Origin of the sequence: Humibacillus xanthopallidus (assembly GCF_006717145.1) — a bacterium.
GTDB classification, from domain to species: domain Bacteria; phylum Actinomycetota; class Actinomycetes; order Actinomycetales; family Dermatophilaceae; genus Humibacillus; species Humibacillus xanthopallidus.
This window is the reverse complement of sequence record NZ_VFQF01000001.1, coordinates 1,666,843-1,693,384: the sequence shown is the minus strand read 5'-3', so window position 1 is coordinate 1,693,384 and position 26,542 is coordinate 1,666,843. Positions and strand designations below refer to the sequence as shown.

Here is a 26,542-nt window from a genome sequence, read left to right as displayed (position 1 = left end):
GATCCCGCGTGTCGCGCCCTCCGCAGGCTCGGGCGGCTGTCACCCTGTGCCCGTGACCACCCACCTGTGGGTCCTCGCGGTGGCGCTCGGGGTGACGGCGCTCATCAACTGGAGCTCCGTCGTGCGCGGCGACGTGCTCGTCGAGCGTCTCACCAAGCCCCTCGTCATCGTCCTGCTCATGGGGATCGCCTGGTCGCTCGACTGGGAGGGTGCGGTGCCGGGCGCGCCTCAGCTCGGGCCCGTCCTCGTCGCCCTCGCCCTCTCGCTCGTTGGCGACGTCGCCCTGCTCAACGCGACGGCCGGACGCTTCCTCGTGGGGCTCGGCTCCTTCCTGCTCGCCCATGTCGCCTACGTCTGGGCGATCCTCGGCACGACCGGCGCGGGCGGCTTCCCGTGGTGGCTGCTGCTCGTCGTACCCGGTCTGCTCGCCCTGCACGCGACGGTGGGGCGCGACATCGTGCGCCACGCGGGAGCACAGCGCGGTGCCGTGCTGCTCTACCAGCTCGCGCTCTTCGCCCTCGCGCTCGCCGCGGCGTGGAAGGGCGATCCGGTCGTGCTGCTCGGCTGCCTGCTGTTCCTCGCCTCCGACACGGTCCTTGGCCACGACCGCTTCGTGCACGAGCGGCGGTGGGCGCCGCTCACCATCATCGTGACCTACCACCTGGCCCAGACGCTCATCGTCGTCGGGCTCTTCCGCTGAGCCCACGCTGGGGAGAGGCGGGGAAACGCCCCAAAACGCCCCGCGCGTCCTCGCGTGGTGCAACCGTTGCTCTGTGCGAAGTGGGGGCTTCGTGGGTCCTGTCCTCGGGGGTCGTGCAGGACGTCGACCCATGCCGAGGAGGCACAGCCATGACACAGACGCCGCGCAGCGTCGAGAACTCTCACGGGGGATTCGTCAGGGGCCGGGGGGCCCGAGTCGCAGGAGGCGCACTGGCCGCGGGGGCGGCCCTGGCGCTGCTGGCCGGGGTCGGGGCGGCGGGTGCGGCTCCTCCCACGACCGCACACAGTCCGCACAAGTCCTACGTCTGCAAGTACGTCTCCAAGCCCGGCAAGGCGGAGCGGCTGCAGACGGGTCAGAACCCGATCTGGGTCGACAACCACTCGCTGCTCGGTTACGACGGCACCGTCACGGTGGGCCAGCAGTTCAAGGACGGCCAGTTCCGCTCGGTCGTCATCGTGGCCAACACGCCCAAGCTCCACCCCGAGCCTTCGGTGTCGGACTGCCCGCCGGCGACCCCGCCGCCGACGACGACCCCGCCGGTCACGAAGACGACGACGCCGCCGGTCACGACGACCACGACCCCGCCCGTCACGCACAGCACGCCGCCCGCCACGGGGTCGACGCCTTCGGCGACGACGCCGGCGGCCGTGCCGTCGACCTACCCGTTGCAGCCGGTCAAGGCGGGCGTGGACTCCGACGTGTCCACGACCCAGCTCGGGGTGACGCCGCTCCAGGCGCTCCTCGTGCTGCTCACCCTCGTCGGTCTGCTCATCGCCCTCGGCGTGCGACCGCCGCGCGTGATCCGCTCCGGCTCGGGTGACCGGGACGCCTGAGGGGTGGCGTGACCGAGCCCCGGCAGCCCACGCGGGCGGGTGCCGTGCGGACATCCCGTGCCCCGAGTGCTCCCAGAGCACTCGGGGTGCTCGGGGTGCTGCTCGCGTGCGTCGTGCTGCTGGTGGCTTCCTGCGGCAGCCCGGGCCCGACGACCGCCACCGGGCCGAGCGGCATACCGGGGTGGGGGTCGTCCTCACCCGCGGCGCCGGCTCCGGAGGACACCCCCAGCGGGTCCTCGTCGGTGGCGTCACCGAGCAACGCTCCGAGCGCGCTGAAGCCCGTGGGTGCGGGGGAGCTGACGCACTTCCGGGCCCAGCGCGGCTCGAGAGTCATCGTCGACGCGGCTTCATCCGGGCTGGCTCGCTACAACTCGTCGACGAGGTGCGAGGTCGCGAACCGGCCGTGCTACGACGCGCCCTACCTCGACAAGGTCGCGCGCATCGACCTCGGGGCGCCGCCGACCGTCCCCGGCACCCAGACGACCTTCATCACCGGGCACGCCAACCGGTTCCATCCCGATGACCCGGGCCGCGGGGTCTTCAGCCGTCTCCAGCAGGTGCGCAAGGGCGACACCCTCGTGCTGACGACGACGCGAGGGCGCTTCGTCTACGCCGTCACCGAGGTCCTCACCGTGCCCTTCGACAAGCTCACGAGCACCCCCGCCGTCGTGACCGTGCGGCCCGACACCGTAGTGGCCATCAGCTGCGTCATCCCACCCGACCGCCTCTCCTACGCCGGCAACTACGTCGTCGTCGGCAGCCTGAGGTCATCCAGCCCCTCGTGAGGAGCCCACGTGCCCCCGCAGGGGGCGAGGGCTCTGCGCTAACCTAGGCGCATGGCTGGCCTGCTGCTCCTTCCGCAGCCGCGTTGACGAAGGTCGGGACTCCCGACATCAACGCGGCTTCCCCTCCTGTGTGAGGGGTTTTCTTTTGCCCAGACCGAGCAGCGACGAAAGAGAAGACATGAGCGAGCAGAGCAACGAGACACCGTTCCGCTATACCGCCCGCATGGCCCAGGACATCGAGCTCGCGTGGCAGGACCGCTGGGAGGAGTCCGGCACCTTCAACGCGCCCAACCCGGCCGGCCCGTGGGCCGAGCCCGAGCGCGTGGCGAGCCTCGGCGAGAAGCTCGTCGTGCTCGACATGTTCCCCTACCCGTCGGGCGTCGGCCTGCACGTCGGCCACCCCCTCGGCTACATCGCGACCGACGTCTACAGCCGCTTCCACCGGATGCTCGGCAAGAACGTGCTGCACGCCCTCGGCTACGACGCGTTCGGGCTGCCGGCGGAGCAGTATGCCGTCCAGACCGGTCAGCACCCTCGGAAGACCACCGAGGAGAACATGACGAACATGAAGCGCCAGCTGCGCCGCCTCGGGCTGGGCTTCGACAACCGCCGCACCTTCGCGACGATCGACGATGAGTACTACCGCTGGACCCAGTGGATCTTCCTCAAGATCTGGGACGCCTGGTACGACGCCGATGCCGTGCGCCCGGACGGCGGCCGCGGTCGGGCGCGTCCGATCAGCGAGCTGGTCGAGGAGTTCGAGTCGGGCCGGCGTGCGCCGCTGACCGAGGACGGTCGCGGCTGGGCCGACCTGACCGCGACCGAGCGCGCTCGCGTGCTGGCCGGCTTCCGCCTCGTCTACCAGTCCGAGGCCCCGGTCAACTGGTGCCCCGGTCTCGGCACGGTGCTCTCCAACGAGGAGGTCACGAACGAGGGCCGCTCCGAGCGCGGCAACTTTCCGGTCTTCAAGCGCAACCTCTCGCAGTGGATGATGCGCATCACCGCGTATGCCGACCGGCTGGCCGACGACCTCGACGGCGTCGACTGGCCCGAGAACGTGAAACGCCTGCAGCGCAACTGGATCGGCCGCTCGCAGGGTGCCCGCGTCACCTTCCCCGTGCCGCTGGCCTCCGGTGAGCTTGCCGGCCAGAAGGGCGGCATCGAGGTCTTCACGACCCGGCCCGACACCGTCTTCGGTGCGACCTTCATGGTCATCGCCCCCGAGCACCCCCTCGTCGACTCCCTCGTGCCCGAAGGTGGCTGGCCCGAGGGCACGCACGCGGACTGGACGGGGGCGGACGCGGCAGCGAGCGCGACCCCGAAGGAGGCCGTGGCGGCATACCGGCTGGCGGCGTCGCGCAAGAGCGATGTCGAGCGCCAGACGGAGGGCAAGGACAAGTCAGGTGTCTTCACGGGTTCCTTCGCCACGAATCCGCTGACGGGAGAGGCGATCCCGGTCTTCGTGGCCGACTACGTGCTCATGGGCTACGGCACTGGCGCCATCATGGCCGTGCCCGGGCACGACGAGCGCGACTTCGAGTACGCGACGAAGTTCTCCATCCCGATCGTGCGCGTCGTCGCCGCCCGCCCCGATGGTGGCGACGAGCCGCTCACCGAGCCGTTCGTCGCTGACGGCTTCGCGGTGAACTCCGCGAACGCCACCGTCAGCCTCGACGGGCTGGCTGTGGAGGACGCCAAGGAGCGCATCATCGCCTACCTCGAGGACGGTGGCGACGGGCGCGGCACCATCAACTACCGCCTGCGCGACTGGCTCTTCAGCCGCCAGCGCTACTGGGGCGAGCCGTTCCCCGTCATGTTCGACGACGACGGGGTGGCGTATGCCGTCCCCGACGACCAGCTGCCGCTGACCCTCCCCGACGTGCCGGACTACTCGCCCAAGACGTTCGACCCCGACGACGCGACGAGCTCGCCCGAGCCGCCGCTGTCGCGGGTGCCCGAGTGGGTCAACGTCGAGGTCGACCTCGGCGACGGTCGAGGCGTGCGGCACTTCCGCCGCGAGACGAACACCATGCCCAACTGGGCCGGCTCGTGCTGGTACTACCTGCGCTACCTCGACCCGGCCAACCACGAGACCTTCGTCGACCCGGCCAACGAGAGCTACTGGCTCGGCCGTCACGCGGAGCCTGTCGCCGGCGCCCCTGCCGGCACGGTGGACCCCGGCGGCGTCGACCTCTACATCGGCGGTGTCGAGCACGCCGTGCTGCACCTGCTCTACGCCCGCTTCTGGCACAAGGTGCTCTTCGACCTCGGGCACGTCTCGAGCGAGGAGCCGTTCCGCAAGTACTTCTCGCAGGGCTACATCCAGGCGTACGCCTACACCGACAGCCGCGGGCAGTACGTCGAGGCGTCCGAGGTCGAGGAGCACCCCGGTGCCCACGGCGAGGAGCCGACGTTCACCTGGCAGGGGCAGCAGGTCTTCCGCGAGTACGGCAAGATCGGCAAGTCGCTGAAGAACTCCGTGAGCCCCGACGAGATGTACGACGCCTTCGGCGCCGACACCTTCCGTGTCTACGAGATGTCGATGGGGCCGCTCGAGCTGAGCAAGCCGTGGGACATCCGCGCCGTCGTCGGCAGCCAGCGCTTCCTCCAGCGGCTGTGGCGCAACGTCGTCGACGAGGAGACCGGCGCGTTGCGGGTGGCGGACGTGGCGCCCGACCAGGCGCTGACGACGCAGCTGCACCAGACGATCGCCGGGGTGCGCGACGACTTCGAGGGGCTGCGCTTCAACACGGCGATCGCCAAGCTCATCGAGCTCAACAACAGCGTCACCAAGCTCGAGGTGCCGCCGCGCGAGGTCGTCGAGGCGATGGTGCTGATGGTCGCTCCCGTCGCGCCGCACATCGCCGAGGAGATGTGGTCGCGCCTCGGCCACGACGACGGGGTGGCGCACGCCGCCTTCCCGGTGAGCGACCCGGCCAAGATCGTCATGGGGCAGGTCACCTGCGTCATCCAGATCAAGGGCAAGGTGCGCGACCGCGTCGAGGTGTCTCCCGACATCAGCGAGGAGGACCTTCGCACGCTGGCGCTCTCGCGTGACAAGGTGAGGGCGGCGACCGAGGCGGGGGTGCGCACCGTCATCGTGCGGGCTCCCAAGCTCGTCAACGTCGTCCCGGTGTGACATCGGCGAGTCCCCTCAGGCAGTGACCGGCGGAAGGAGCGCGACGTGACCGTTGCGGTCGTCACGGACTCCACGGCATACCTGCCGGAGGACGTCGTGGAGCGGCACGGCATCGAGGTCGTGCCGCTCCACGTCATCGTCGGCGGTCGCGACCACGTGGAGGGCCGCGACGTCACGGCCGAGCAGGTCGCGGACGCGCTGCGCCACTACACGATCGTCACGACCTCGCGCCCGACGCCGCAGGTCTTCGCGGAGACCTACCAGCGGCTCGCCGACGAGGGTGCGACCGCGATCGTGTCGATCCATCTCTCGTCGCAGATGTCGGGGACCATCGAGGCCGCCCGGCTCGCGGCGACAGACGCGCCGGTGCCCGTCGAGGTCATCGACAGCGAGACCATCGGCATGGCGATGGGGTATGCCGTCGTCGCGGCGGCCGAGGCTGCGGCACAAGGGGATTCGGTCGACGCCGCAGCGGTGGTCGCTGCTGCGCGTGCGCGTCTGGAGTCCTCCAGCGTGCTGTTCTACGTCGACACGCTCGAGCACCTGCGACGCGGTGGACGCATCGGAGCGGCGTCGGCGCTGCTCGGGTCGGCGCTCGCCATCAAGCCGATCCTCGCCGTGCGCGGCGGACGCATCACGCCGGTCGAGAAGGTGCGCACCTCCTCGCGCGCCATCGCACGCATCGTCGCGATGGCGGTCGAGCGGGTGCGCGCGGGTGGGCTCGTCGTCGACATCGCCGTCCACCACCTCGACGCGAAGGCGCGCGCCGAGCAGATCGCGACCGAGCTGCACCGCGCCGTGCCCGGCTCACCCCACGTGGTCATCGTCGAGCTCGGGGCCGTCGTCGGCGCCCACGTCGGGCCCGGCACCGTGGCCATCGCGCTGTCGCCGCGCCCGGGTGAGCCGTTGCCCGATCCCGCTGAGGTGCCCGCGCCGTGACCGCCGGTGTGGTGCTCGGGTGGGCGGTGGCGATCGCCCTCGCCTTCCTCGTGGGGTCGGTCAACCCCGCGACGCTCATCGCCCGCGTGCTCGGCACGGACCTCTCGGTCGCCGGCTCCGGCAACCCGGGCGCGACGAACGCCGGCCGGGTGCTCGGGCGCAAGTGGGGTGTGCTCGTCGGCGTGCTCGACGTGCTCAAGGGGCTCGTGCCGACCGTCATCGCGGCCCACTGGGTCGGCCCCCATCTCGCGTATGCCGTGGGGCTCGCAGCCGTCCTCGGGCACATCTGGTCGCCCTTCCTCCACGGCCGCGGTGGCAAGGGGGTGGCGACGACGCTCGGCGCGATCCTCGGAGTGCATCCCCTCATCGCCGTCGTCGTCCTCGTCGTCTTCGCGCTCGGCTTCGCCCTGACCCGGTGGGTGGCGGCGGGCTCGATCCTCGGGGCTGTCGCGATGCTCGTCATCGCCGTGCTCGTCTGGACGGGCCACTGGCCGGGTGACGTCTGGACTGGTGTCTGGCTCACCGCCCTCGCGCTCGTCGTGCTCGCCCGCCACAAGAACAACGTCGTCGGCTGGTGGCGGCAACGCCGCGTCGGCTGACGCGGCGCGCGCACCTCGCCATGATCTGACGCCTACCCGCCCGTGCGCGGCGCGCCGGCACCGGTGCCGCCGTTCGAGGTGCCGCCGGTCGAGGAGCCGCCGCCGGCCCCGCCTGACCCGCCGGCCCGAGCGCCGCCGAAGCCCGCCCCGCCCCCTCCGACGAGGCCGCGCACGTTGACGGACTGGTTCGAGGGCAGGGCGGCTGTCAGGTCGGCGAGCACCACGCGGTCGCCGTCGTGGAGCCCGGTGAGGACCTGCGCGTAGCCACCGCCGACCGCCCCCACCGTGACCGACTGCGGCTTCGTGCCCGCGCCGTCGAGCACCTGCACCGCTCCCGTGCCGGACTGGAGCCCCGCGATCGCCGACACCGGCACACGAACGGCATCAGCGGCGGCGCCAACCGTGATCGCGACCGCGACGGACGAGCCGCTCGCCAACCACTGCGGCGGGCGCGGAACGATGACGACGGCGGGGAAGAGGGGCGACGTCGACGTCGAGGAGACGGGCAGCGGGCTGACCCCCGTCACCGCGCCGGCGACGGGGGACGCGGCGCCCGCAGGCGTGACCTGGGCGCCCAGGCCTGCATGCACGAGTCCGATGTCGGCGACCGGCACGTCGACGGTGACGGACACCGCGCCGTTGCCCACGATGAGGATGCTCCCGGAGCCGTCCGCCTGGCCGACCGCAAGGGTCACCTGTGCGACCGTGCCGGCGATCGGCGCCTTGAGCGTGGCGCCGGCAAGGCCGGCCTTTGCCTGCGTCACCGCCGCCTGGTCCTCGAGGATCGCGACGTCATCGGCCGCGACCCGGACTGCGGGGCCCGTGCTCGCCCCTGAGGACGCAGCGCCCTTGGAGGAGCTCGAGCCACTCGACCCAGCCGAGCCGCCCGAGCTGCCCGAGCTGCCCGAGGCGCCCGAGCTGCCCGAGCTGCCCGAGGCGGCGGAGCTGCCCGACGTGCCTGAGGTGGCTGAGCGGCCTGAGCCGCCAGAGCCGCCCGAGCCACCGGCTGCGCGCGCGGCACTCCCGGCCGTGGAGCTGGAGGAGGCCGGCGACGACGAGGCGGCTCCCGACGGCTGGGTGGTGGTGCTGGCCGAGACGATGGTGCTGAGCTCACGGGCGATCTGCGTGGCGAGACCGGTCATGGCCACCTCCGCTCCGTGCTGGGCGCGCGACACCGCGAGCATCGCCGCCGCGCAGGAGCGGAGCGCCGCGGCACTCGGACCGCCGCCGCTTCCCGTGCCCTGGCCCGGAGACCCCGTGGAGGTCGGGCCGGACGTGGGGCCGGTGGTCGGCGTGCCCGTGCCCGTGGGGGTGGCAGTGGGTCCGTTGGTGGGGGCGGCGCTGGGTCCGGCGCTGGGTCCGGTGGTGGGTCCGGTGGTGGAGACGCCGGTCGGGGTCGGGACCACCGTCGTGGGCGCCGGTGTGCCGGTCGGCTGCGCGTGCGAGTGTGGGGGGGCTCCGGGCACCGGGCCTGCAGATGGCCCGGATGTGGCGCCCAGCACCGGAGCGCACACGCGCTCCTCGGTCACCAGGGCGCTCTGCGATGCCAAGAGGCTGCGCTGGACGGTGCTCGCGCTGAGCTGTGGTGACGACGACCCGCCGGAGGGGCGCCCCGTCGAAGAGCCACCCGACCCGGTGCGGCCCGCTGGGGTCGACGTGTGCGTCGTGCCCGTGCCCATGGCTCCGCCAGCGCGCGTGGTGGTCGGAGTCTTGGTGCTCGTGGTCGTGGTGGATGTCGGCGGCGTGGCGGTCGTCGTGGTCCTGGCGGACGACGCGGGAGTCGTGGAGGCGGTCGTCGAGGATGCCGATCCGTCGGCGAAGAGCGACGCCTCGTCCTGGGCGAGGCTCGCCTGGGCGGAGAGCAGGCTGGCGCGCAGCGCGGTCGGGTCGATGGCGGCAAGGCTCTGGCCCGCCGACACGTGGTCGCCGACGGCGACGTGCAGAGCGGTGACCGTGCCGTTCGCGGGGAAGGAGGCCGTCACCTGGTTGACGCGCTGCGCGGTGCCGGCGAGGGTCAGCACCTGCGCGACGGGGCCGCGCGTCACCACGGCGAACCGGTAGTCGGCCGGCGTCGACGTGCCGGTGCTTGCCGAGGCGGTCCAGACACCTCCGGCGGCGAGCAGGACGGCGAGGAGCGCCGCCCCGGCGATGACAGGTCCGCGGGGAAGGCGTGGCCGTCGCGAGCCGTCAGCCACGACCTGCCCCCGAGCCCTGCCCAGCACCCTGCCCACCGCCGAAGCCACGCCCGAAGCCGGTCTGACAGGTGCCCTTCGTCGGGGCGCTGACGGTGACGGCCGCAGCCGTCAGCGCGCCGGTGTCGTCGGTCCGACCCTGCGCGCTCAGGCAGACGCCCACCTTGACCGCGGACGCGGCCGAGCGGCTCAGGCGGGTGAAGACGGTCGACGAGGTGTAGGTGACCGTCACCGGCCGGGTGGGCATCGCCCCGAGCCGCACGGTCGGCGAGACGGTGAACTCCCCGGCCCCGACCGCGGTGATCATGCCGACGGCGCCGAACGCCCGCCGTACGCCATCTGCTGCCCCGCCGGGCGATCCCGTGGGAGACCCACCGGGTGCACTGCTCGGCGTGCCTGAGGCACCGGACCCGGTCCGGTTCCCGAGGCTCAGCGAGCAGGAGCCCCCCTGCTTCGCGAACACCTGGACCGTGGCGGCCGCCACGCTGGTGGCGGGGGCTGGGGACCCGGAACCTGCGTTCGCCGCTGTCGTCGGGGCGCCCCCGGGCACACCACCCGCCGGTCGGGCCGGACGCGCCATGACGCACTCGCCGACGGCCAGGGCGGACGCGGAGGCGGCAGCCTGGGCGGTGAATCGCGTCGTGCTGGTCCACGTCACCGCGGTCTGCTGGTTGCTGCCCTGCACCTGCGCGGTGCTGCCGGTGACGGCCGCGACGAGGCCCGCGACTCCGGGGAACTGGCCGCGACCGCCCGCAGCTCCACCGGCCGCGCCCGCGGAACCACCGACGGCACTCGTCTGGTCAGCGGGGGAGAGCGGGGCGGACTGGGCCGCCTTGCTGCATCCGGCGAGGCCGAGGACGGCGACGGCGGCGAGGATGGCGACGGTGGAGACCAGGGGACGGCGCATGATGGATCACTCACTTCTCAGGGCATCGATGGGGGCGAGGCGGGCGGCTCGGCCGGCGGGATAGACGCCGGCTGCGATGCCGATGACGAGCGACACGGCGAGCGCTCCGAGGGCAGCCGTGGCAGAGAGGGTGACCGGCTGCTCGAGGACCTGGGGCAGAGTCAGAGCTCCGATGACACCGAGCCCGACCCCGAGCATGCCTCCCGCAAGGCCGAGCAGGCTTGCCTCCGTGAGGAACTGGCGCAGGATGACACGCGGTGTCGCCCCCAGGGCCTTGCGCAGGCCGATCTCTCGGATCCGCTCCGTGACGGACACGAGCATGATGTTCATGACACCGATCCCGCCGACGAGCAGCGAGATCGCCGCGATGCCTGCGAGCAGCACCGTGAGCGTTCGTGCAGTGCTTGTCGCGGTCTGCACGAGGGCTGCCTGACTCCCCACCTGGAAGTCCGCGGTCGCCGTCGTGACCCCGTGCGCGGTGAGCATCGCGTTCGTCGCCTCCTGGTAGGCAGCCGACAGGTCCTGCTGGTTCACGGCCTCGAGGTAGATCGACGAGATGGACGGCGTGCCGGCAGAGAGGTCGGCCGCGAACGTCGTCGCCGGGACGACGACCTGGTCGTCCTGGTCGCCTCCGACGGTCGACCCGGCGGGGTTGAGCTCACCGATGACCGTCAGCTGGGCCCCGCCGATGCTGACCGTCTGGCCCACGGGCGAGCGCAGGCCGAAGAGCTGCTCCGCTGTCGTCGAGCCGATGACGGCGACGGGTGCGCCTGCGCTCAGCTCGGCGGCGGTGAAGAAGCGTCCTGTCGGCGTCGACCGGGCGCGCACGACGGGCCACTGGGGCGTGGTCCCGACGATGCTCGTCGTCCAGTTCTGCCCGTTGGCGACGACGCTCTGCGAGCTCGTCGACACCGGTGCCACCGCAGCGATGTCGGGTGCCACGCGAGCGTCGGCGAGCACGGCGGCATCGCTCGCTGTCAACGTCGTCGCAGACCCCCGCCCACCCCGTATGCCGCCCACCGCGGTCGCGCTGCCGGGTGTGACGATGAGCAGGTTGGACCCCAGGGCGTTGATCTGGCTCGCGACCTGGGCTTGGGCGCCCTGGCCCAGGCCGACGGTCAGCATGACTGCGGCGATGCCGATGAGGATGCCGAGCATCGTCAGGGCCGAGCGCATGCGGCGGCTGCGGATCGCGTCGAAGGCCGTGCGCACCGTCTCCAGCCAGGTCACGGGGTCCGGCCCCCGGCTCGGGCGTCGTCCCCGACGACGCGGCCGTCGAGCACGCGGATGGTGCGGTCGGCCTCGGCCGCCACCTCCGCCTCGTGGGTGATGAGCACGACGGTGCGGCCCTGCTCGTGCAGGTCGCGGAAGAGGGCGAGCACCTCGGCCGTCGACACCGAGTCGAGGTTGCCGGTGGGCTCGTCGGCGAGGATCAGCGTGGGGTCGGTGACGAGAGCCCGAGCGATCGAGACCCGTTGCTGCTGGCCGCCGCTCAGCTCACCGGGTCGATGGTCGACACGCTCCGCGAGGCCGACGCGACCCAGCGCCTCGAGGGCCCGGGCGCGGCGCTCGGGACGCGACACCCCGGCATACACCAGGGGTAGCTCGACGTTGCGCCACGCCGACATCGACGCGAGGAGGTTGAACTGCTGGAAGACGAAGCCGATGCGTCGGTTGCGGATCTCGGCGAGCTGGCGCTCGGCCAGGCCGCTGACGTCCTCACCCGCCAGGGAGTACCGCCCGGTCGTCGGGACGTCGAGGCAGCTGAGGATGTGCATGAGCGTCGACTTGCCCGAGCCGGACGGCCCCATGATGGCGACGTAGTCACCGTCGCCGACAGACAGGGTGACACCGCGCAACGCCTCGACCGTCAGGGCGCCGGTGCGGTAGGTCTTGCCGACGTCGACGAGCTCGAGGATCGCCGGGGCTCCGACGGCCTCTGCGCGGCTGGTGCCGAAGGTCGAGAGGGTCACGTCTCAGCCCCCGTTCCGGTTGCCGCCGCCACCGAAGCCGCCGCCCCCGCCGAAGCCGCCTCCACCGAATCCCCCTGCGCCGCCGAAGCCCCCGGTTCGACCCCCGCCGGAACCACTCGTTCCGCCTGCCCCGGCCGACCCGGTCGTGCCGCGGAAGCCGAGCGTGTCGGGCAGGACGATCTGCGCACCGTCGGAGAGCCCGGAGGTGACCTCGGTCCTCGCGCCGAAGACCCGCCCGATGGTGACGGGGACGGCGGCCTCGGCGCCGTTCAGCAGGACCGTGACCGTCGTGCTTGCGCCCGAGCTGGCGAGGGCTGCCGTCGGCACGGTGAGCACGTTGTCGAGCTGCTTGACGAGGATGGAGACGGTGGCCGACGTGCCGGCATACAGCCCGCTCGGGGTGCCGGTCACGGCGATCGTTACCGGGAACTGCGACGTGCCGCTCGAGCTCGACGACGCGACGATGCCGATGGTGTCGACCGTGCCGAAGATCGTCGTGCGCGACCCGGAGGGCACGATCTGGGCCTGCATGCCCTTCTTCAGGCCGGGGAGGTCGGTGCTGGACACCTGGGTCTGCACGAGCCAGGTCCGGGTCGAGATGACGGTGACCGCGGCGCCCGACGACCCGGCGCCGGAGCTTCCCGCACTCGAGGACACCGCGTTCGAGGACGTCCCGTTCGACGTCCCCGAAGCCGCCACCCCGCCTCCGCTTCCTGCGGACCGGGTGGTCCCCGTCGAGCCGGAGGCGCCCCCGGCGGAGGAGCCGCCGGTGACGGCCTGGCCGACCTTGACGTTGACGCCCGCGACGACACCGTCGATGGGGGAGGTCAGGCGCGCCTGCGACACGGCCTGCTGGGCCTGGTCGACCTTCGCCTGGTCGGCAGCGAGCTGGGCGTTCGCCGCGGCGAGCTGGCTGGCCGACCCGCTCGCGCTGGCCGCCGACACCTGCGCCTGTGCCTCGGTGACGACCGCTCGTGCGAGCGTGAGCTGGCTCCGGAGCGCGCTCGCGTCGATCGATGCGAGCAGCTGCCCGGCTGTCACGGACTCACCGACGCTGACCGGCACGTTGTCGACGGTCCCGGTGGACCCGAACGACTCGTCGTCCTCGACGGCGGGCTCGATGGTCCCCGTGCCCTGCACCGTCTGCTGGACCGCACTGTGAGACACCGTCACGGTCCGAGGCGCGGTCGCCGCTGAAGCCGTCCGGTGGGTCAGCAGGAAGGCTCCGCCGGCCGCGAGGACGACCAGCGCGACGACACCGCTGACGATGAGGCGGCGGCCTCCGCGCCCCTTTCGGGACGGTCGGGCCCGACGACCCGTCACCCGCGCTGGTCCACCCATCGTCCACCGTCTCCCTCGCCGTCCCGGACCCGTCCTGGGTCATCGCGACGGTAGGTCTGCAGTCTGGAAGTTGGAGGAACGTGGCCTATCAGGAGGCTATGGGTTTGCCCGGCGCTCGCTGGGCGTCGACGCGGGGAGGTCGTCGTGTGCCGATCGGCCCACTCTGTCACGACATACCGTGACAACGTGGGCACCTCTGTCACGTAGGCGATTTCGCAGACTGCGACCCCGGGTCGGGTCTAGGTTCGGAGTCGTCCACTCGGGGTCGGAACGACCCGCGCGCGGGTCGTCGGCGAGGAGCCTAGATGACCGGCAGATGGCGTAGGGCACGGATCGCGGTGGCAGCAACGGCCTTGGGCTCGCTGCTCATCGGTGCAGCGGCGGCGATGGCCGCGCCCGGGGGCAACGGATAGAGCTCGGCCGGTGGGAACCGGGAGAACACGAGGTATGCCGCGAGCGAGAGCAAGATCTCGCCAGCGACGGTGGGTGGACTCAGCCCGAAGTGGGTGCTGAGCACCGGAGGCGACGTGTCGGCGACGCCCGCGGTGGACGGGCAGCGCGTCTACGTGCCCGACTGGGCCGGCAACCTCTATGCCGTCAACCGGTCGACGGGCGCAGTGGTGTGGCAGCACACCATCGAGAGCTACACCGGCATTGCGGGCGACAAGGCTCGGGCCACGCCGGCGGTGACGGACAGCGCGATCGTCATCGGCACCCAAGGCCCCTTCGGTGGTGGCGGCAAGGTGCTTGCCATCAACAGGGACACGGGTGACCTGCTCTGGAGCACCCAGGCCGACGATAACCCCGCCGCGATCATCACGCAGTCGGCCACGGTCTTCGACGGGGTCGTCTACGTCGGGGTTGCCTCCCAGGAGGAGGCCCTGGCCGCAGTCGTGCCCGGCTATCCCTGCTGCACCTTCCGCGGCAGCATGCTCGCCATCGACCTCGCCACGGGGAAGATCCTCTGGAAGACGTACATGACGCCCGATGGCTACCCGGGCAACGCCGTGTGGGGGAGCTCGCCGGCCATCGACACGAAGCGCGGGTCGGTCTACATCGCGACAGGCAACAACTACGACCTGCCGGACGCGGTGCTCGCCTGCGTGGAGGCCGCTGGGGGCGATCCGGCGGGGCAGACGGCGTGTCTGTCGCCGGACGACCACTTCGACTCGATCCTTGCCCTCGACCTGAGGACGGGCGCGATCAAGTGGGCGACGCGCGCCCTGCCCTTCGACGCCTGGACGGTGGACTGCATCCCCTTCATCGGTGACGGCAGCAACTGTCCCGAGCCGGCCGGCCCGGACTACGACTTCGGCCAGGCGCCCGGGCTCTTCACGGTCCGGGTCAACGGCAAGCCGCAGGACCTCGTGGGGGCCGGACAGAAGAGCGGCGACTACTGGGCGCTCAACCCGGACACCGGCGCCGTCGTCTGGAGGACGACGACGGGCCCCGGTGGCACCGCCGGCGGTCTCCAGTGGGGCTCTGCCGTCGACGGCAAGCGGGTCTACACCCAGAACGCCAACAGCAACTCCAAGCCGTGGCCGGCCGGCTCGACCAACACCAGTGGCATCTGGTCGGGGCTCGACGCGGCGACGGGGCAGATCCTCTGGCAGACGAGGCCACCGGATGGGGGCAGCACCTCCGGCCCGGTCACGACGGCAAACGGTGTCGTGTTCGGATGCTCGCTCGACGCTCAGGGGCACATGTATGCGCTCAACGCAGCCACGGGTGGAATCCTCTGGAGCTTCGCGAGCGGTGGATCATGCCTCTCGGGCGCGGCGATCTCCAACGGCACCGTCTACTGGGGCTCCGGCTACAGCAACTTCGGCTTCGGCTCGGGCAACAACAAGCTCTACGCCTTCGGCCTGAAGTGACGGACTGAAGCGACGGCACAGAGCTGACCGGTGGGGAGGGCCGGCACCGGAGACGTCCCGGTGCCGGCCGCCTCACGTCACGCTGCGCCGACGACCCGGCCCTGCGGCATACGGCGGCGGCGAGGCGCGACTGACGTCAGAAGACGATGGTGCGGTGCCCCGAGAGGAAGACGCGCGACTCGGCGTGGTCACGCACCGCGCGGGAGAGCACGCGGCGCTCGACGTCACGGCCGATGGCGACGAGCCGCTCGGGCGACTCCGCGTGCGTCACGCGAACGACGTCCTGCTCGATGATCGGGCCCTCGTCGAGGTCCGCGGTGACGTAGTGCGCGGAGGCGCCGATGAGCTTGACGCCTCGGTCGTGCGCCTGGTGGTACGGCTTCGCGCCCTTGAAGCCGGGCAGGAACGAGTGGTGGATGTTGATCGCGCGGCCCTCGAGCGCCCGGCAGAGGCCGTCGCTGAGGATCTGCATGTAGCGCGCGAGCACGACGAGCCCGACCCGCTCGGTCTCGACGAGCCGGAGCAGCTGCGCCTCGGCGTCGTCCTTGGTCTCCTTCGTCACCGGGATGACGGTGAAGGGCAGGCCGAAGTACTCCACGAGCCCGCGGCAGTCCTCGTGGTTGCTCACGACGGCGACGATGTCGATGGGCAGGTCGCCCGACTTCCAGCGGTGCAGGAGGTCGAGCAGGCAGTGGTCGAACTTGCTGACGAGGATGACGGTGCGGCAGTGCTCGTCCTCGGGGCGCGCCTCGAGATGGTGGTGGGCGATGGCCGGGCTCTCGCGGACCGCGGCGAGGACCTGCTCGACCTCATCGGGCTCGGCGTCGAAGACGGTGCGCATGAAGAACAGGTTGGTCGCCTCGTCGGAGTACTGCTGGTTCTCGACGATGTTGGCCGAGACCGATAGCAGCGCCGCCGAGACGGCCGCGACGATGCCGGGTCGGTCGTCGCAGCTGAGGGTCATGATGTGCCGAGCCATTGGAGCAGTCTGGACCAGCGCGACCTGCGGCCGTGAATCGGGTCCGCGACCGTCTCGGGTCGTGGCGGCCTGTCCACACCTCCCTGTCGACGGGCGGCGTTGTCCCCAGCCGCTCCTCGCTGTCACCGCCGGTGGTCGGCCGCTTCCTACCGTCGGGGTATGCCGTTGCGCCGCGCCCAGCCACCACCTGACCTCGAGCGGGTGGCGCGCATCCTCGGGGGAGGCGCGGGCGCGGGGGAGCACGGTGGGTCCGGCGTGGTGGAGGGGGAGAAAGGGGCGCATGAGGGTGACGGGGAGGGGCGGCGGCCGGGGTGGGTGCCGGTGCTCCCGTCACGCGCGGTCGGACCGCCGACTCCCGCCGAGCAGCTCGACACCGACCTCCGTCGGGCCCGACGACCGGGAGTCGTGACGACGCCCGAGCCGATGCGCCTCGGCCGGTGGTCGGTGTCGAACGCCACCGTCGTCGCCCTCATCGCCCTCGTCGTCGCGGTCGCCTGCGTCTTCGCGGTGCGGGTGCTCTGGGCCGAGCGCTCGGCCGGGGCCGCGGTGCCCGTGACGGGTGAGGGGCGCGCGACGGGAGTCATCGTCACGAGTCCCACTTCGTCGGGGGCGGCGACGGCGGGGGCGACGTCAGAGGGGTCCGCTGAAGGGTCGGGGGCGGGGTCGGCCGGGCGGTCGACCGCGGGGCCCAGCCCGTCGGGCGCGGAGATCGTCGTCCACGTCGTCGGGCAGGTGGTGAGGCCGGGGCTCGTGCGGCTGCGGCAGGGAGCCCGGGTGGCCGATGCGGTCGCCGCGGCCGGCGGGGCTCGCTCGGGTGCCGACCTCGCCGCGCTCAACCTCGCACGGCTCGTCGTCGACGGAGAGCAGCTGCACGTGCCGAAGCCGGGGGAGGTCGTGGCACCTCCAGTGGCGCGCAGTGGCTCGGCGGGTGGGTCCGGCACGGTCGGTGGGGGAGGCGCGGGTGGTGGAGGAGGCGGCAGTGGCGGCGGTCCCGTCAGCCTCAACACGGCCGACCTCGCGGCGCTCGACAGCCTGCCGGGTGTGGGTCCCGTTCTCGCCCAGCGGATCCTCGACTGGCGAGCGGAGCACGGGCGCTTCACGTCGGTCGACGAGCTCGGCGAGGTCAGCGGCATCGGCGACAAGCTCCTCGGCAGGCTGCGCCCGCAGGTGATGCTGTGACCGTCACGACGGTGCGCACGTGGCGTGGTCTCGCCCCACGCCGCAGGCCGATGCAGGAGCGACGCCTCGACCTGCGGCTGCTCGCACCCGTCGCCGTCGCCTGGCTGCTGACGGCCTTTGTTGGTCTGCTCGTCGACGTCCGGCTCGTCTGGGTCGGGTCCGTGCTCGCACTGCTGCTGGCACTGCTTCTCGCCGGGGCGATCGTCGCGCCCCGCCGGCGACCATTCCCGCCAAGCCGCCGGCGACCCTTCCCGCCCGGCCGGCGGGTCCACCCGCCCGGGGCGACGCGTCGTCTCGTCGCCCTGACCCTCGCGCTCACCGCCCTGCTGCTCCTCGCCGCGGCTGCGCAGCGCACGATCCGCACCGCCGGCCCGGTCGAGGACCTCGCGCGGTCGGGCGCGGTCGTCACGATGGTCGGTAGCCTCGCGGCCGACCCTCGCCCGGTCGCCGCGAGCAGCAACCGCGGTGGACCGGTCGTCGTCGTGCGGATCGCGGTCGACACCGTGGTCGGCCGGGGCGTGCGCACGCAGGTGTCGAGCCCGGTCCTCGTCGTCGGGCCCGCCTCCGCGTGGGGCGCGCTGCGATGGAACGACGCCGTCGAGGTCGTGGCCCGGCTCGCGCCCGCGGAGCCGGGTGACGATGTCGTGGCCGTCGGCCGGCCCCTCGGAGCCCCGCGAGTTCTGGGTGGCCCGGGCCCGGTCCTCGAGGCGGCTGAGGGGGTGCGGGGCCGCTTCCGCACGGCGACCGACCACGTCTGGCCAGATGCCCGAGGCCTCGTGCCGGCCCTCGTGGTCGGTGACACGAGCCGGACCCCGCAAGACCTGACCGAGGCGATGCTCGCCACCGGCCTCAGCCATGTCTCAGCCGTGTCGGGCACCAACGTCACCCTCGTCGTCGCGGCAGCTGTCTGGGCCTGCGGCCTCCTCGGGATCAGGCGGCGCTGGCGACCTCTCGTCGCCGTGCTCGTGCTCGCGGCGTTCGTCACGGTGGCGCGCCCTGAGCCGAGCGTCATCCGCGCCGCCGTCATGGGTGCGGTCGGCCTGCTCGCCCTGTCGACCTCGCGGCGGAGGGCCGGTGTGCCCGTGCTCGGTGGCGCCGTCGTCACGCTGCTCGTCTGGGACCCGTGGCTCGCCAGGTCCTACGGCTTCGCCCTGTCGGCGGCGGCGACCCTGGGGCTGCTCGTCCTCGTGCGGCCGTGGGGCGCCACGATCGCGGCCGGCCTGCCCCGCCGCCTCGGCTGGCTCGGGCCGGTGATCGCCGTGCCCCTCGCGGCCCAGGCGGTGTGCGCGCCGCTCGTGGTCCCCCTCCAGGGGTCGGTCTCCGTCATCGCTGTCGTCGCCAACCTGCTCGCCGCGCCCTTCGTCGCCCCGGCCACGATCGCCGGTGTCGTCGTCGCCGTGCTGGCCCTCCTCTGGCCGTGGGCCGCGGCAACGGTGGCATGGGCCGCAGCAGCACCTGCCCAGGCCATCGCCTGGGTCGCCCGCCGGTGTGCCGAGGCCCCTGTCGTGTCGATCCCGTGGGGTGAATCCGCTTGGCACGCAGTCGGTCTCGCGGTGCTGACAGTGGCTGCGATCGTCACGATCCCGTGGACATGGCACCGGGGCCGCACCCGCCCGTCGGTGGCTGCCGCCGTGGTGCTCGTGACGCTCGGCGTGTCAGCACCGACCCGGCCTGTCGCCTGGCCGCCGCCCGGCTGGCTGCTCGTCGCCTGCGACGTCGGGCAGGGCGACGGCCTCGTGGTCAACAGCGGCCCGGGGCGAGCCGTCGTCATCGACGCCGGACCCGACCCCGCCCTCATCTCGCGGTGCCTCCAGCGGTTGCGCATCCAGGCCATCGACCTCGTCGTCCTCACGCACTTCCACGCCGACCACGTCGAGGGGCTCGCAGGTGTCCTCGCCGAGTGGCCGGTCGCCGAGATCCGCAGCTCGCCCGTGAGGGACCCGCCCGGCGAGGCCGAGGTGGTGGCGCGGGTCGCCTCCGCCCGCCACGCCCGGGTCGGCGAGCTGCGCGCCGGTCAGCACCTCGAGGTCGGTGCGGTTGCGGCCGACGTGTGGTGGCCCGCCCGGCAGATCGAGGCCGGCTCCGTCGCCAACAACGGTTCGGTCGTGCTGACCCTGCACGTCGGTGGCGTGGGGTTCCTGCTCGCGGGAGACATCGAGCGCGAGGCGGCCGCCGCCGTGCTGCGCGAGGTGCAGGCCGACCCGCATCGGTGGGGGCAGGTCGACGTTCTCAAGGTGGCCCACCACGGCTCGGGCAACCGCGACGACCGCCTGCTCGACCACGTCGCAGGTCGTCTCGCACTCATCAGCGTCGGTGCGGACAACGACTACGGCCACCCGACGCCGTCGACCCTGGCCGCCCTCGATGCCCGCGGTTTCGAGGTGCACCGCACCGACCTCGAGGGAGACCTGGCCGTGGTGAGCCGCGACGGTCAGCTGGCCGTGGTGTCACCGTGACCCGGCGTCGCCCGGACCCGCAACAGCAGGGCCGTTCACGACGTCGAGCGTCATCAGATCCGGGTCCGCGGCGTAGGCGATGCGCACTCCCGCGGCTCGGGCCGACTCGAGGGCGGCGATCACCTGCTCGGTCACCACCTCGCCCGGAGCGAGCACCGGCACGCCGGGAGGGTAGGGCGCGACGAGCTCCGTGCTGGTGCGGCCGATCGCATCGCGCAGCGGCACCCGCTCCCGGGTGGCGAAGAAGGCCTCGCGGGGGCTGCAGCCCTGGACCGGCACGACCGACCACGAGGCCGCCGGCACCGTCGATCGAGGTTCGGCGCGGTGGCGCTCGATGAGGTCCGTCAGCATCGCGACAAGCCGGCCGACGCTCGTGCGGTCGTCCGCGAGGGTCACGAGGGCCACGACGGTGTCGCGGTCAGCCATCTCGACCGGCAGCCCCGCGGCGATGAGTCCACGCTCGACGAGGACCCCGTCGGCGCCCGTCCCGGCGAGCAGCACGACGAGCTTCGCCGGGTCGACGCGCGGTCCCTCGAGCACGACGACGCCCTCGACCGCGGCCAGCGCGCGACGGGCCTCCGCCACGAGGTCGAGGAGGCCGCCGAGCAGCGTCACGCCATCACGCTCGAGCAGGGCCACCGCTGCGTCCGTGCTCGCGAGGATCGCCCCAGCCGGACTCGTCGTGTGCGTCGCCTCGAACGCTGCATCGAGCCGGGCCGGGTCGATCCGCTCGGTCCGTGCGAGCACGAGCGCCGCCTGCGACCACGCCGGCAGGGTCTTGTGCGCGCTCGTCACGAGCGCATCGGCTCCCTGCGCCAGGGCGTGGGGCGGCAGGTCCGGGTGCCATCCGAAGTGGGCTGCCCACGCCGCGTCGACGACGAGCGGTATGCCGCGAGCGTGCGCGACATCGGCCAGCTCGCCGAGGCGTCCCACCGTCCCGACGTAGGAGGGGTCGGTGACGAACACCGCCTTCGCGTCGGGAGCATCGCCGAGCGCGGCGGCCAGGGCGTCGGGGGCCAGGCCACACGGCATACCCCAGCGGGCGTCGAGCTCCGGGGCGACCCACACGGGCTCGAGCCCGGCGAGCACGAGCCCGAGCAGCATCGAGCGGTGGAGGGTGCGCTGGACGACGACCCGGTCACCCGGCTGCCCCACGGCGAGGGCGAGGGCCTGGTTGCCGTGCGTCGACCCACCGACGGAGAAGCGGCAGACGTCGGCGCCCCAGAGCCCTGCTGCTCGGGCCTGCGCCTGCTCGAGAAGCCCACCGCTCAGCCTGACCTCGTCGAGGCCGCCGTAGAGGGGCACATCGTCGCGCACGATCGCACCGACGAGGTCGGTGCGCTGCTTGTGCCCCGGGATCGTGAAGGGGTGCGGCGAGCGCTCCGCGTGGCTCAGCCACGCGTCGAGGAGCGGCGCGTGCGCGCGCAGTCCGCGTGGGTCGCGAGGGTCATTCGGGCCGGAGCGGGCCGCGCCCGCCTCACCCATCGGCGAGCTCGAAGTCGGCGAAGTCGAAGCCGGGCGAGACGAGGCAGCTGACCAGGGCGTCGGCGTCCGAGGGCACCGTGCGCTGCCACACGCCGGCCGGCACGCGAGCCTGCGCCACCTCGCCCGCACCAACCCTGACACCGACGGTCAGCTGCGCCTTCGGGGCCGGCCGCTCGCCCGACCCGCCGAGCTCCAGCAGGACGGTGCCCGTGTGGGCGAGCCAGATCTCGTCGGACGCGACCCGGTGCCACCGCGAGCACTCACCCGCCGGGAGCAGGAAGTGGATGAGGGTGGCCGTCGGCCGCACCCGCCCGTCGGGCAGCGTCACCGACTCCGGTGAGACCCACGTCTGGGCGAACCAGCCGCCCTCGGGGTGTGGCTGCAGGTCGAGCGTGTCGGCAAGGGCAGGACGCATGCGCCCATCATCGCCGACCACCAGCGGGGGCGAGCGTGGTCACCAGGCCCGAACGGGCGGCATACCGCTGCGACCTGCTGCCGTGGGTCTGACGGCGAGGATCTGGTCGACCCCCATGCGTCCCTCCTCGAAGGCGAGCGCTCCGCCCACGAGGTAGAGCCGCCAGACCCGGGCGACCTCCTCACCGACGAGCTCGACGACACGATCCCAGTTCGCCTCGAACGTCGCGTACCACGCGTCGACGGTCCGGACGTAGTGCTCCCGCAGCGCGTGGACGTCGCGCACCTCGAGCCCGGCGGCCTCGATGAGGGCGACCGTCTCACCGACGGGGCGCATGTGCATGTCGGGCGCGATGAAGGCCTCGATGAAGGGGCCGCCACCCGGTCGCGAGGTGCGCGACATCTGCTGCACGAGAGCCCGCCCACCCGGCCGCAGGAGGTCGTGGATCTGGGCGGTGAAGACCGGGTAGTTCGACGCGCCGACGTGCTCGCCCATCTCGATCGAGGAGATGGTGTCGAACGGCCCGTCGGGGACCTCGCGGTAGTCCTGCAGCCTGATCTCGACTTGGTCGCCGAGCCCGCGCTCGCGAATCCGATTGTCGATGAAGGCTTTCTGCTCACTCGAGATCGTCACGCCGACCACGTGCGCGCCGTAGTGCTCGGCCGCGTGCAGCGAGAGCGAACCCCAGCCACAACCGATGTCGAGGTGCCTCCCGCCCGGCTCGATGCCGAGCTTGCGGCAGACGAGGTCGAGCTTGTCGCGCTGCGCGTCCTCGACGGTGTAGCCGGGTTCGTCACTCGTCCAGTACCCGCACGAGTACGCCATCTGCGGGTCGAGGATGAGGGCGTAGAAGTCGTTGGAGAGGTTGTAGTGGTGCTCGATCGCGCTGCGGTCGCGGACCTTCGTGTGCAGCCGTCCGCGCAGGCGAGCCTGCGACACCGGGGGCTCCGGCGGCAGCCCGACCGCGCCGAGGCCGTATGCCGTGCGCACCGCCCTGGCGATGACGGGCAGTCGCGTCCGTGCGTGGTTCACCGCCCTGTCGCCTGCTGTGCTCGCAGCCGCGGTGCGGGCGCTCGACCAGACGCGGCGTAAGCCGCCCCGCAGGTCGCCTTCGACGTCGATCTCGCCGGTGACGTAGGCCTGCGCGAGGCCGAGCTCGCCCGGGTGGCGCACGAGTCGGCGCAGGGCGTCGCGGTCGCGCACGACGATGGTCGGGGCCTCAACCGTGCCGTCCGTCGGGCCTGCGGTCGTGCCGTCCCACGCCCGGATGCGGATCGGCAGGCGACCACCGAACAAGGGCGTCACGAGGTCGGCGAGCCGTGGCGCGACGGCTCCGGGGCGCTGCGCCGGTCCGGCGGGGCCGGCCGCGAGGGTGGCGTCGGGGCGGTCGTCGGTCATGGTCATCGGGATGGCCTCTCAGCGGGTCGACTCGGGTGGGTCGTTCTCCGTGGAGGTTCGGTGCCGGTCGCGCGCCGGATGGGTCGCGGACGGTTGCGCGACCCCGAGCAGGTGGGCGGGCTAGGGAGACACGCCGACGGCGGCCTCCCGCCGCGCGTCGCCGGCGGCGATGAGGCCCTGGGGTCCGAGCTCGGCGGCACCGACGCCGCCGAAGTACATGTGCGGGCCGGGGTAGGCGTGGGAGTCGAGGCCCAGCTGAGCGATCCCTTCGGAGATCGTGGCGGACGGCTCGTGGTCGACACGGACCTTCCCGTCGGGCATGAAGCGCACGTGCGCCCGTGGCTCGTCGATGGCCTCCTGGAGGGTGTCGCCCCCCAGCATCGTGTGCCCGAGCACCTGGAGCAGCGCCGTCGTGATGCGGTCGGCGCCGGGCGACCCGATGGCGAGCGCGGACCCGGCGGCTCCCCGGGCCGTCGTCGGCGCCATGTTGGAGGCGAGCCGGGTGCCCGAGGCGACGGCGTGCAGGCCGAGCCGGTTGAGCTCGGGCTCGCCGAGGGCGTTGTTGAGCAGGATGCCGGTGCCGGGGATCACCATTCCGGCGCCGTAGCCCGACGACATCGTGATGGCGCACGCGTTGCCCTGCTCGTCGACCGCGGAGATGTGGGCGGTCGAGGCCGACGTCGGCAGGCCGACGAGCCCGTGCCGCTCGACCGCGGCGAGCAGGGCGTGCCCGTCGCGGTCGAGGTCGTGCGACTGGTCGTGCACCGAGAGGCGGTAGGACAGGACCCGTCTCTGGATGTCGAGGACGTCGGCCCAGGACCGGTGGTCGCGGTGGGCCAGCTCGCCGAGCATGACCGCGAGCATCGGGCCCCCGACGGACGGCGGCGGGTTGAGGGCCACGGTCCAGCCACCCACGGCCCGCATCGTCGGGGTGCGCAGTGCGGGCTCGTAGGCCTCGAGGTCGGCGCGGGTGATGAGTCCGCCGTTGGCGGCCATGTCCTCGACGAGCACCCGGCCGACCGCACCCGTGGTGAGGAGCGAGGGGCCCTGCACGGCAAGCAGCTCGAGGATGTCGGCGAGGTCGGGGTTGGTCGAGGTCTCACCGGGCTGGATCGCCCCGCCGTCGGCGCCGGTCACGAGGGCGTGGGCCTCGGCGTCCGTGCCGAACAGCGTGTCCCGGACGATCCCGAGATAGAGAGCCGCCGATGCACCGATGGGGTAGCCCTCGCGGCAGATGCGGGCCGTGGGCTCGACGAGGTGCCGCCAGGGCAGCCGGCCGTAGCGGTCACGGGTGAGCGAGAGTGCTTGCACCGCACCGGAGTTGGCGACGGAGCCGTGACCCGCGCCCATCGTGACGCCGCCGCCGTAGTCGGCGCGCACCTCGCGCACGCCGTGGCCGAAGGCCGACTCGGGCAGCCCGCGGCCGGGCATCTCGACGTTGCCGTCGATGACGACCGGGTGCTCGCCCACCGGCCACACGTTGACGAAGGCGCCGCCCATGAGGCTGACGACGCCCGGCTCGGTGCACATGGCCGCGAGGGCGGCTGCAATGGCGACGTCGACCGCGCCACCGCCCTCGGCCGCGCACTCGAGGCCGGCTTCGAGCGCGGCGGGTCCGGTGGCGGCGAGGGCGACACGCGTCATGACGGCATTGTGTCGTCCGGGCGGCGCGGCGGCATACCGTCTCGCCTCACGGGCGCCCCACCTCGTGGTACTCGGCGTTGGGCACGAAGCCGAGCGCGGTCGAGACGCGGTTGGTGAGGTTGAACATCCCGACCACCTGCACGAGCTCGACAATCTGGTGGTCGTCGAGCCCGACGGCCCGCAGCGGCTCGAGGTCGGACTCGGTGACCTCGGCGGGGTGAAGGGTCAGCTTCTCGGCGTAGGCGCACATCGCGGCCTCCCGCTCCGGCAGGCCGGCCTGGCGCCAGTTGGAGGCGACGAGGTCGGCGCGGACGGCGTCCTCGGTGAAGGTGCGCAGGGCCGCGCCGTGGCTGATCTCGCAGTAGGTGCAGCGGTTGACGCTGCTGACGACGACGGCGAGCAGCTCTCGGTCGGCGTTGGTCAGGTGTCCCTCCTTGTTGACGAGGAGGTTGAAGTAGCCCCACCACGCGAGGAACTGCTCGCCGTTGACGGCCTGCGCACGGAAGACGTTGGGCACGAAGCCGAAGGCCTCCTGCGACTTGTCCCAGAGCCGCGCCACACCGTCGGGCACCTCGTCGCGGTCGGGCAGGGGCAGGTAGGAGATGCGCGTCGGGTCACCCATGACGCCACCGTATGCCGGGTGGCCGGCTCCAGCGCGTCAGGCGGGCCTCACGCGAGCCTCAGGCGAGCGTCAGGCGGGAGTCACGCGGGCGCTGCGGCGAGCTCGGCGGGTGAGGCTGCCGGGTCGGCGCCGGCGGCCGCGCAGAGGGCATCCATGGCCGCCGCCACCGCGGGCACCCGCAGCAGATCGGGCGTCGTCACCGCGAGGATCTGGCGCTGCGAGACGGGCGAGAGCGAGAGGGTCGCGACGTCGTCGTGCTTGGCCGCGTTGAGGATGATGTCGGGCACGAGCGCGACCCCGAGTCCCGCGGTGACAAGGCCGAGCTGAGCGACGTAGTCCTCGATCTCGAAGGAGACGGTCGGCCGGAAGCCGGCCTTCTCGGCGAGGCCGACGAGGTGGGCGCGGCAGCGCGGACAGCCGGCGATCCAGTCCTCGGACGCGAAGTCGGACAGGGTGGCGGTCCCAGTCTGGGCGAGGGGGTGGTTCTTCTGCGTGGCGAGGCGCAGCTCGTCGTCGAGCAGGTGACGGGTGACGAGGAGCGAGAGGTCCTCCTCGAGCTCTCCGGCGTCGACGTCCTTGTTGGCGAAGATGACCGCGACGTCGCAGTCCCCGGCTCGGAGCGCCGCGAGCGACTGCGGCGGCTCGGCCTCGGTGAAGGTCATCGTGATGTCGGGGTGGCGCGAGCGCAGGATGGCGAGGGCCTTGGGCACAAGCGTGGCCGACGAGCTCGGGAAGGCCTGGAGGCGCACGCGACCTGCGCGCAGGCCCGCGATGGCGGTGATCTCCTCCTCGGCCGCGTCGAGGGCGGCGAGGACGCCGACGGCGTGGCGGGCGAGGACCTGGCCGGCCTCGGTCAGGCGGACCTGGCGGCCGTAGCGCTCGACGAGCACGGTGCCGGTGCGCTGCTCGAGGCGGCGCACCATCTGCGAGATGGCCGGCTGGGTGAAGCCGAGCGCGTTGGCGGCGCTCGTGAAGCTCCCCTCGTCGGCGATCGCCTTCATGACCCGGAGTCCAGCGGCATCGATCATGGGCTCATCATAACTGACACTTATGCATTACCG

22 protein-coding genes are annotated in these 26,542 nt (G+C 72.7%); 9 read left to right on the top strand and 13 right to left on the bottom strand.

All coding sequences use genetic code 11. The features are described 5' to 3' along the window. Positions 1-52: 52 nt before the first annotated feature. The 6 genes from FHX52_RS07490 (at position 53) to FHX52_RS07465 (ending at position 7,016) form a co-directional block, all read left to right on the top strand. Positions 53-700, top strand: a complete 648-nt coding sequence (locus FHX52_RS07490) for a lysoplasmalogenase (protein WP_141821282.1) — start codon at positions 53-55, stop codon at positions 698-700. 149 nt (positions 701-849) lie between these two features. Next, positions 850-1,554: a hypothetical protein gene (locus FHX52_RS23780; RefSeq protein ID WP_185747112.1), complete on the top strand. Its 705-nt coding sequence runs from the start codon at positions 850-852 to the stop codon at positions 1,552-1,554. An 8-nt stretch (positions 1,555-1,562) separates the two neighbouring features. Continuing rightward, entirely contained in the window at positions 1,563-2,339 is a 777-nt protein-coding gene (locus FHX52_RS07480; protein ID WP_185747111.1) for a sortase domain-containing protein, read from the top strand. Between the two features lie 178 nt (positions 2,340-2,517). Continuing rightward, positions 2,518-5,478 (top strand): leucine--tRNA ligase, encoded by a 2,961-nt coding sequence (locus FHX52_RS07475; RefSeq protein ID WP_141821278.1) that lies wholly within the window; start codon positions 2,518-2,520, stop codon positions 5,476-5,478. A 45-nt stretch (positions 5,479-5,523) separates the two neighbouring features. Beyond that, positions 5,524-6,417 carry a DegV family protein gene (locus tag FHX52_RS07470; protein ID WP_141821276.1) on the top strand — a complete coding sequence of 298 codons (894 nt, stop codon included), beginning with the start codon at positions 5,524-5,526 and terminating at the stop codon, positions 6,415-6,417. Beyond that, positions 6,414-7,016, top strand: a complete 603-nt coding sequence (locus FHX52_RS07465; protein WP_141821274.1) for a glycerol-3-phosphate acyltransferase — start codon at positions 6,414-6,416, stop codon at positions 7,014-7,016. The genes FHX52_RS07470 and FHX52_RS07465 overlap by 4 nt, the downstream gene beginning before the upstream one ends. A gap of 32 nt (positions 7,017-7,048) precedes the next feature. On the opposite strand, the gene FHX52_RS07460 is transcribed toward FHX52_RS07465, so the two are convergent. The 6 genes from FHX52_RS07460 to FHX52_RS24270 form a co-directional block, all read right to left on the bottom strand. Beyond that, entirely contained in the window at positions 7,049-9,211 is a 2,163-nt protein-coding gene (locus FHX52_RS07460; RefSeq protein ID WP_141821272.1) for an efflux RND transporter periplasmic adaptor subunit, read from the bottom strand. Beyond that, on the bottom strand, positions 9,204-10,115 hold the full coding sequence (locus tag FHX52_RS07455) for a DUF5666 domain-containing protein (protein WP_141821271.1): 912 nt from the start codon (positions 10,113-10,115) through the stop codon (positions 9,204-9,206). Before FHX52_RS07455 ends, FHX52_RS07460 begins: the two co-directional genes overlap by 8 nt. A gap of 6 nt (positions 10,116-10,121) precedes the next feature. Then, a complete protein-coding gene (locus tag FHX52_RS07450; protein ID WP_141821269.1) occupies positions 10,122-11,345 on the bottom strand; it encodes an ABC transporter permease in 1,224 nt (407 codons plus the stop codon). Continuing rightward, positions 11,342-12,088: an ABC transporter ATP-binding protein gene (locus FHX52_RS07445; protein ID WP_141821267.1), complete on the bottom strand. Its 747-nt coding sequence runs from the start codon at positions 12,086-12,088 to the stop codon at positions 11,342-11,344. The genes FHX52_RS07450 and FHX52_RS07445 overlap by 4 nt, the downstream gene beginning before the upstream one ends. Before the next feature lie 3 nt (positions 12,089-12,091). Further along, positions 12,092-13,429 carry an efflux RND transporter periplasmic adaptor subunit gene (locus FHX52_RS07440; protein WP_141821266.1) on the bottom strand — a complete coding sequence of 446 codons (1,338 nt, stop codon included), beginning with the start codon at positions 13,427-13,429 and terminating at the stop codon, positions 12,092-12,094. A 301-nt stretch (positions 13,430-13,730) separates the two neighbouring features. After that, a complete protein-coding gene (locus FHX52_RS24270; RefSeq protein WP_246069661.1) occupies positions 13,731-13,946 on the bottom strand; it encodes a hypothetical protein in 216 nt (71 codons plus the stop codon). Between FHX52_RS24270 and FHX52_RS07435 the strand changes: the two genes are divergently transcribed. Next, positions 13,936-15,303: an outer membrane protein assembly factor BamB family protein gene (locus FHX52_RS07435; RefSeq protein WP_246069660.1), complete on the top strand. Its 1,368-nt coding sequence runs from the start codon at positions 13,936-13,938 to the stop codon at positions 15,301-15,303. The genes FHX52_RS24270 and FHX52_RS07435 overlap by 11 nt on opposite strands. Before the next feature lie 136 nt (positions 15,304-15,439). Here the strand turns inward: FHX52_RS07435 and purU are convergent, their stop codons facing one another. Next, positions 15,440-16,282, bottom strand: a complete 843-nt coding sequence (gene purU, locus FHX52_RS07430; RefSeq protein WP_141821264.1) for a formyltetrahydrofolate deformylase — start codon at positions 16,280-16,282, stop codon at positions 15,440-15,442. Positions 16,283-16,441: 159 nt separating this feature from the next. Here purU and FHX52_RS07425 point away from each other — a divergent pair, with 159 nt between their 5' ends. Further along, the gene (locus FHX52_RS07425) at positions 16,442-17,461 is read left to right on the top strand and encodes a ComEA family DNA-binding protein (protein ID WP_246069659.1); all 1,020 of its coding nucleotides are present in this window, start codon (positions 16,442-16,444) and stop codon (positions 17,459-17,461) included. Next, on the top strand, positions 17,458-19,917 hold the full coding sequence (locus tag FHX52_RS07420; RefSeq protein WP_246069658.1) for a ComEC/Rec2 family competence protein: 2,460 nt from the start codon (positions 17,458-17,460) through the stop codon (positions 19,915-19,917). Before FHX52_RS07425 ends, FHX52_RS07420 begins: the two co-directional genes overlap by 4 nt. Here the strand turns inward: FHX52_RS07420 and FHX52_RS07415 are convergent. The 6 genes from FHX52_RS07415 to FHX52_RS07390 all read right to left on the bottom strand — a co-directional run bounded on the left by FHX52_RS07415 (position 19,909) and on the right by FHX52_RS07390 (position 26,509). Beyond that, positions 19,909-21,402 carry an aminotransferase class I/II-fold pyridoxal phosphate-dependent enzyme gene (locus FHX52_RS07415; RefSeq protein WP_141821262.1) on the bottom strand — a complete coding sequence of 498 codons (1,494 nt, stop codon included), beginning with the start codon at positions 21,400-21,402 and terminating at the stop codon, positions 19,909-19,911. The two genes, FHX52_RS07420 and FHX52_RS07415, sit on opposite strands and share 9 nt — an antisense overlap. Next, entirely contained in the window at positions 21,395-21,817 is a 423-nt protein-coding gene (locus FHX52_RS07410; protein WP_141821260.1) for a cupin domain-containing protein, read from the bottom strand. Before FHX52_RS07410 ends, FHX52_RS07415 begins: the two co-directional genes overlap by 8 nt. A 39-nt stretch (positions 21,818-21,856) precedes the next feature. Further along, entirely contained in the window at positions 21,857-23,221 is a 1,365-nt protein-coding gene (locus FHX52_RS07405) for an SAM-dependent methyltransferase (RefSeq protein WP_141821258.1), read from the bottom strand. Between the two features lie 114 nt (positions 23,222-23,335). Further along, positions 23,336-24,859, bottom strand: a complete 1,524-nt coding sequence (locus FHX52_RS07400) for a gamma-glutamyltransferase (RefSeq protein ID WP_141821256.1) — start codon at positions 24,857-24,859, stop codon at positions 23,336-23,338. Positions 24,860-24,905: 46 nt separating this feature from the next. Next, positions 24,906-25,481 carry a peroxidase-related enzyme gene (locus FHX52_RS07395; protein ID WP_141821254.1) on the bottom strand — a complete coding sequence of 192 codons (576 nt, stop codon included), beginning with the start codon at positions 25,479-25,481 and terminating at the stop codon, positions 24,906-24,908. Positions 25,482-25,561: 80 nt separating this feature from the next. Beyond that, positions 25,562-26,509 (bottom strand): LysR family transcriptional regulator, encoded by a 948-nt coding sequence (locus tag FHX52_RS07390; protein ID WP_141821252.1) that lies wholly within the window; start codon positions 26,507-26,509, stop codon positions 25,562-25,564. Positions 26,510-26,542: the final 33 nt, after the last annotated feature.

Excerpts from the sequence above, each read along its gene's own strand:
- FHX52_RS23780 (WP_185747112.1), top strand. The coding sequence starts at position 850 with ATGACACAGACGCCGCGCAGCGTCGAGAACTCTCACGGGGGATTCGTC.
- FHX52_RS07475 (WP_141821278.1), top strand. The coding sequence starts at position 2,518 with ATGAGCGAGCAGAGCAACGAGACACCGTTCCGCTATACCGCCCGCATG.
- FHX52_RS07455 (WP_141821271.1), bottom strand. The coding sequence starts at position 10,115 with ATGCGCCGTCCCCTGGTCTCCACCGTCGCCATCCTCGCCGCCGTCGCC.
- FHX52_RS07440 (WP_141821266.1), bottom strand. The coding sequence starts at position 13,429 with ATGGGTGGACCAGCGCGGGTGACGGGTCGTCGGGCCCGACCGTCCCGA.
- purU (WP_141821264.1), bottom strand. The coding sequence starts at position 16,282 with ATGGCTCGGCACATCATGACCCTCAGCTGCGACGACCGACCCGGCATC.
- FHX52_RS07425 (WP_246069659.1), top strand. The coding sequence starts at position 16,442 with ATGCCGTTGCGCCGCGCCCAGCCACCACCTGACCTCGAGCGGGTGGCG.
- FHX52_RS07415 (WP_141821262.1), bottom strand. The coding sequence starts at position 21,402 with ATGGGTGAGGCGGGCGCGGCCCGCTCCGGCCCGAATGACCCTCGCGAC.
- FHX52_RS07410 (WP_141821260.1), bottom strand. The coding sequence starts at position 21,817 with ATGCGTCCTGCCCTTGCCGACACGCTCGACCTGCAGCCACACCCCGAG.
- FHX52_RS07405 (WP_141821258.1), bottom strand. The coding sequence starts at position 23,221 with ATGACCATGACCGACGACCGCCCCGACGCCACCCTCGCGGCCGGCCCC.
- FHX52_RS07400 (WP_141821256.1), bottom strand. The coding sequence starts at position 24,859 with ATGACGCGTGTCGCCCTCGCCGCCACCGGACCCGCCGCGCTCGAAGCC.
- FHX52_RS07395 (WP_141821254.1), bottom strand. The coding sequence starts at position 25,481 with ATGGGTGACCCGACGCGCATCTCCTACCTGCCCCTGCCCGACCGCGAC.
- FHX52_RS07390 (WP_141821252.1), bottom strand. The coding sequence starts at position 26,509 with ATGATCGATGCCGCTGGACTCCGGGTCATGAAGGCGATCGCCGACGAG.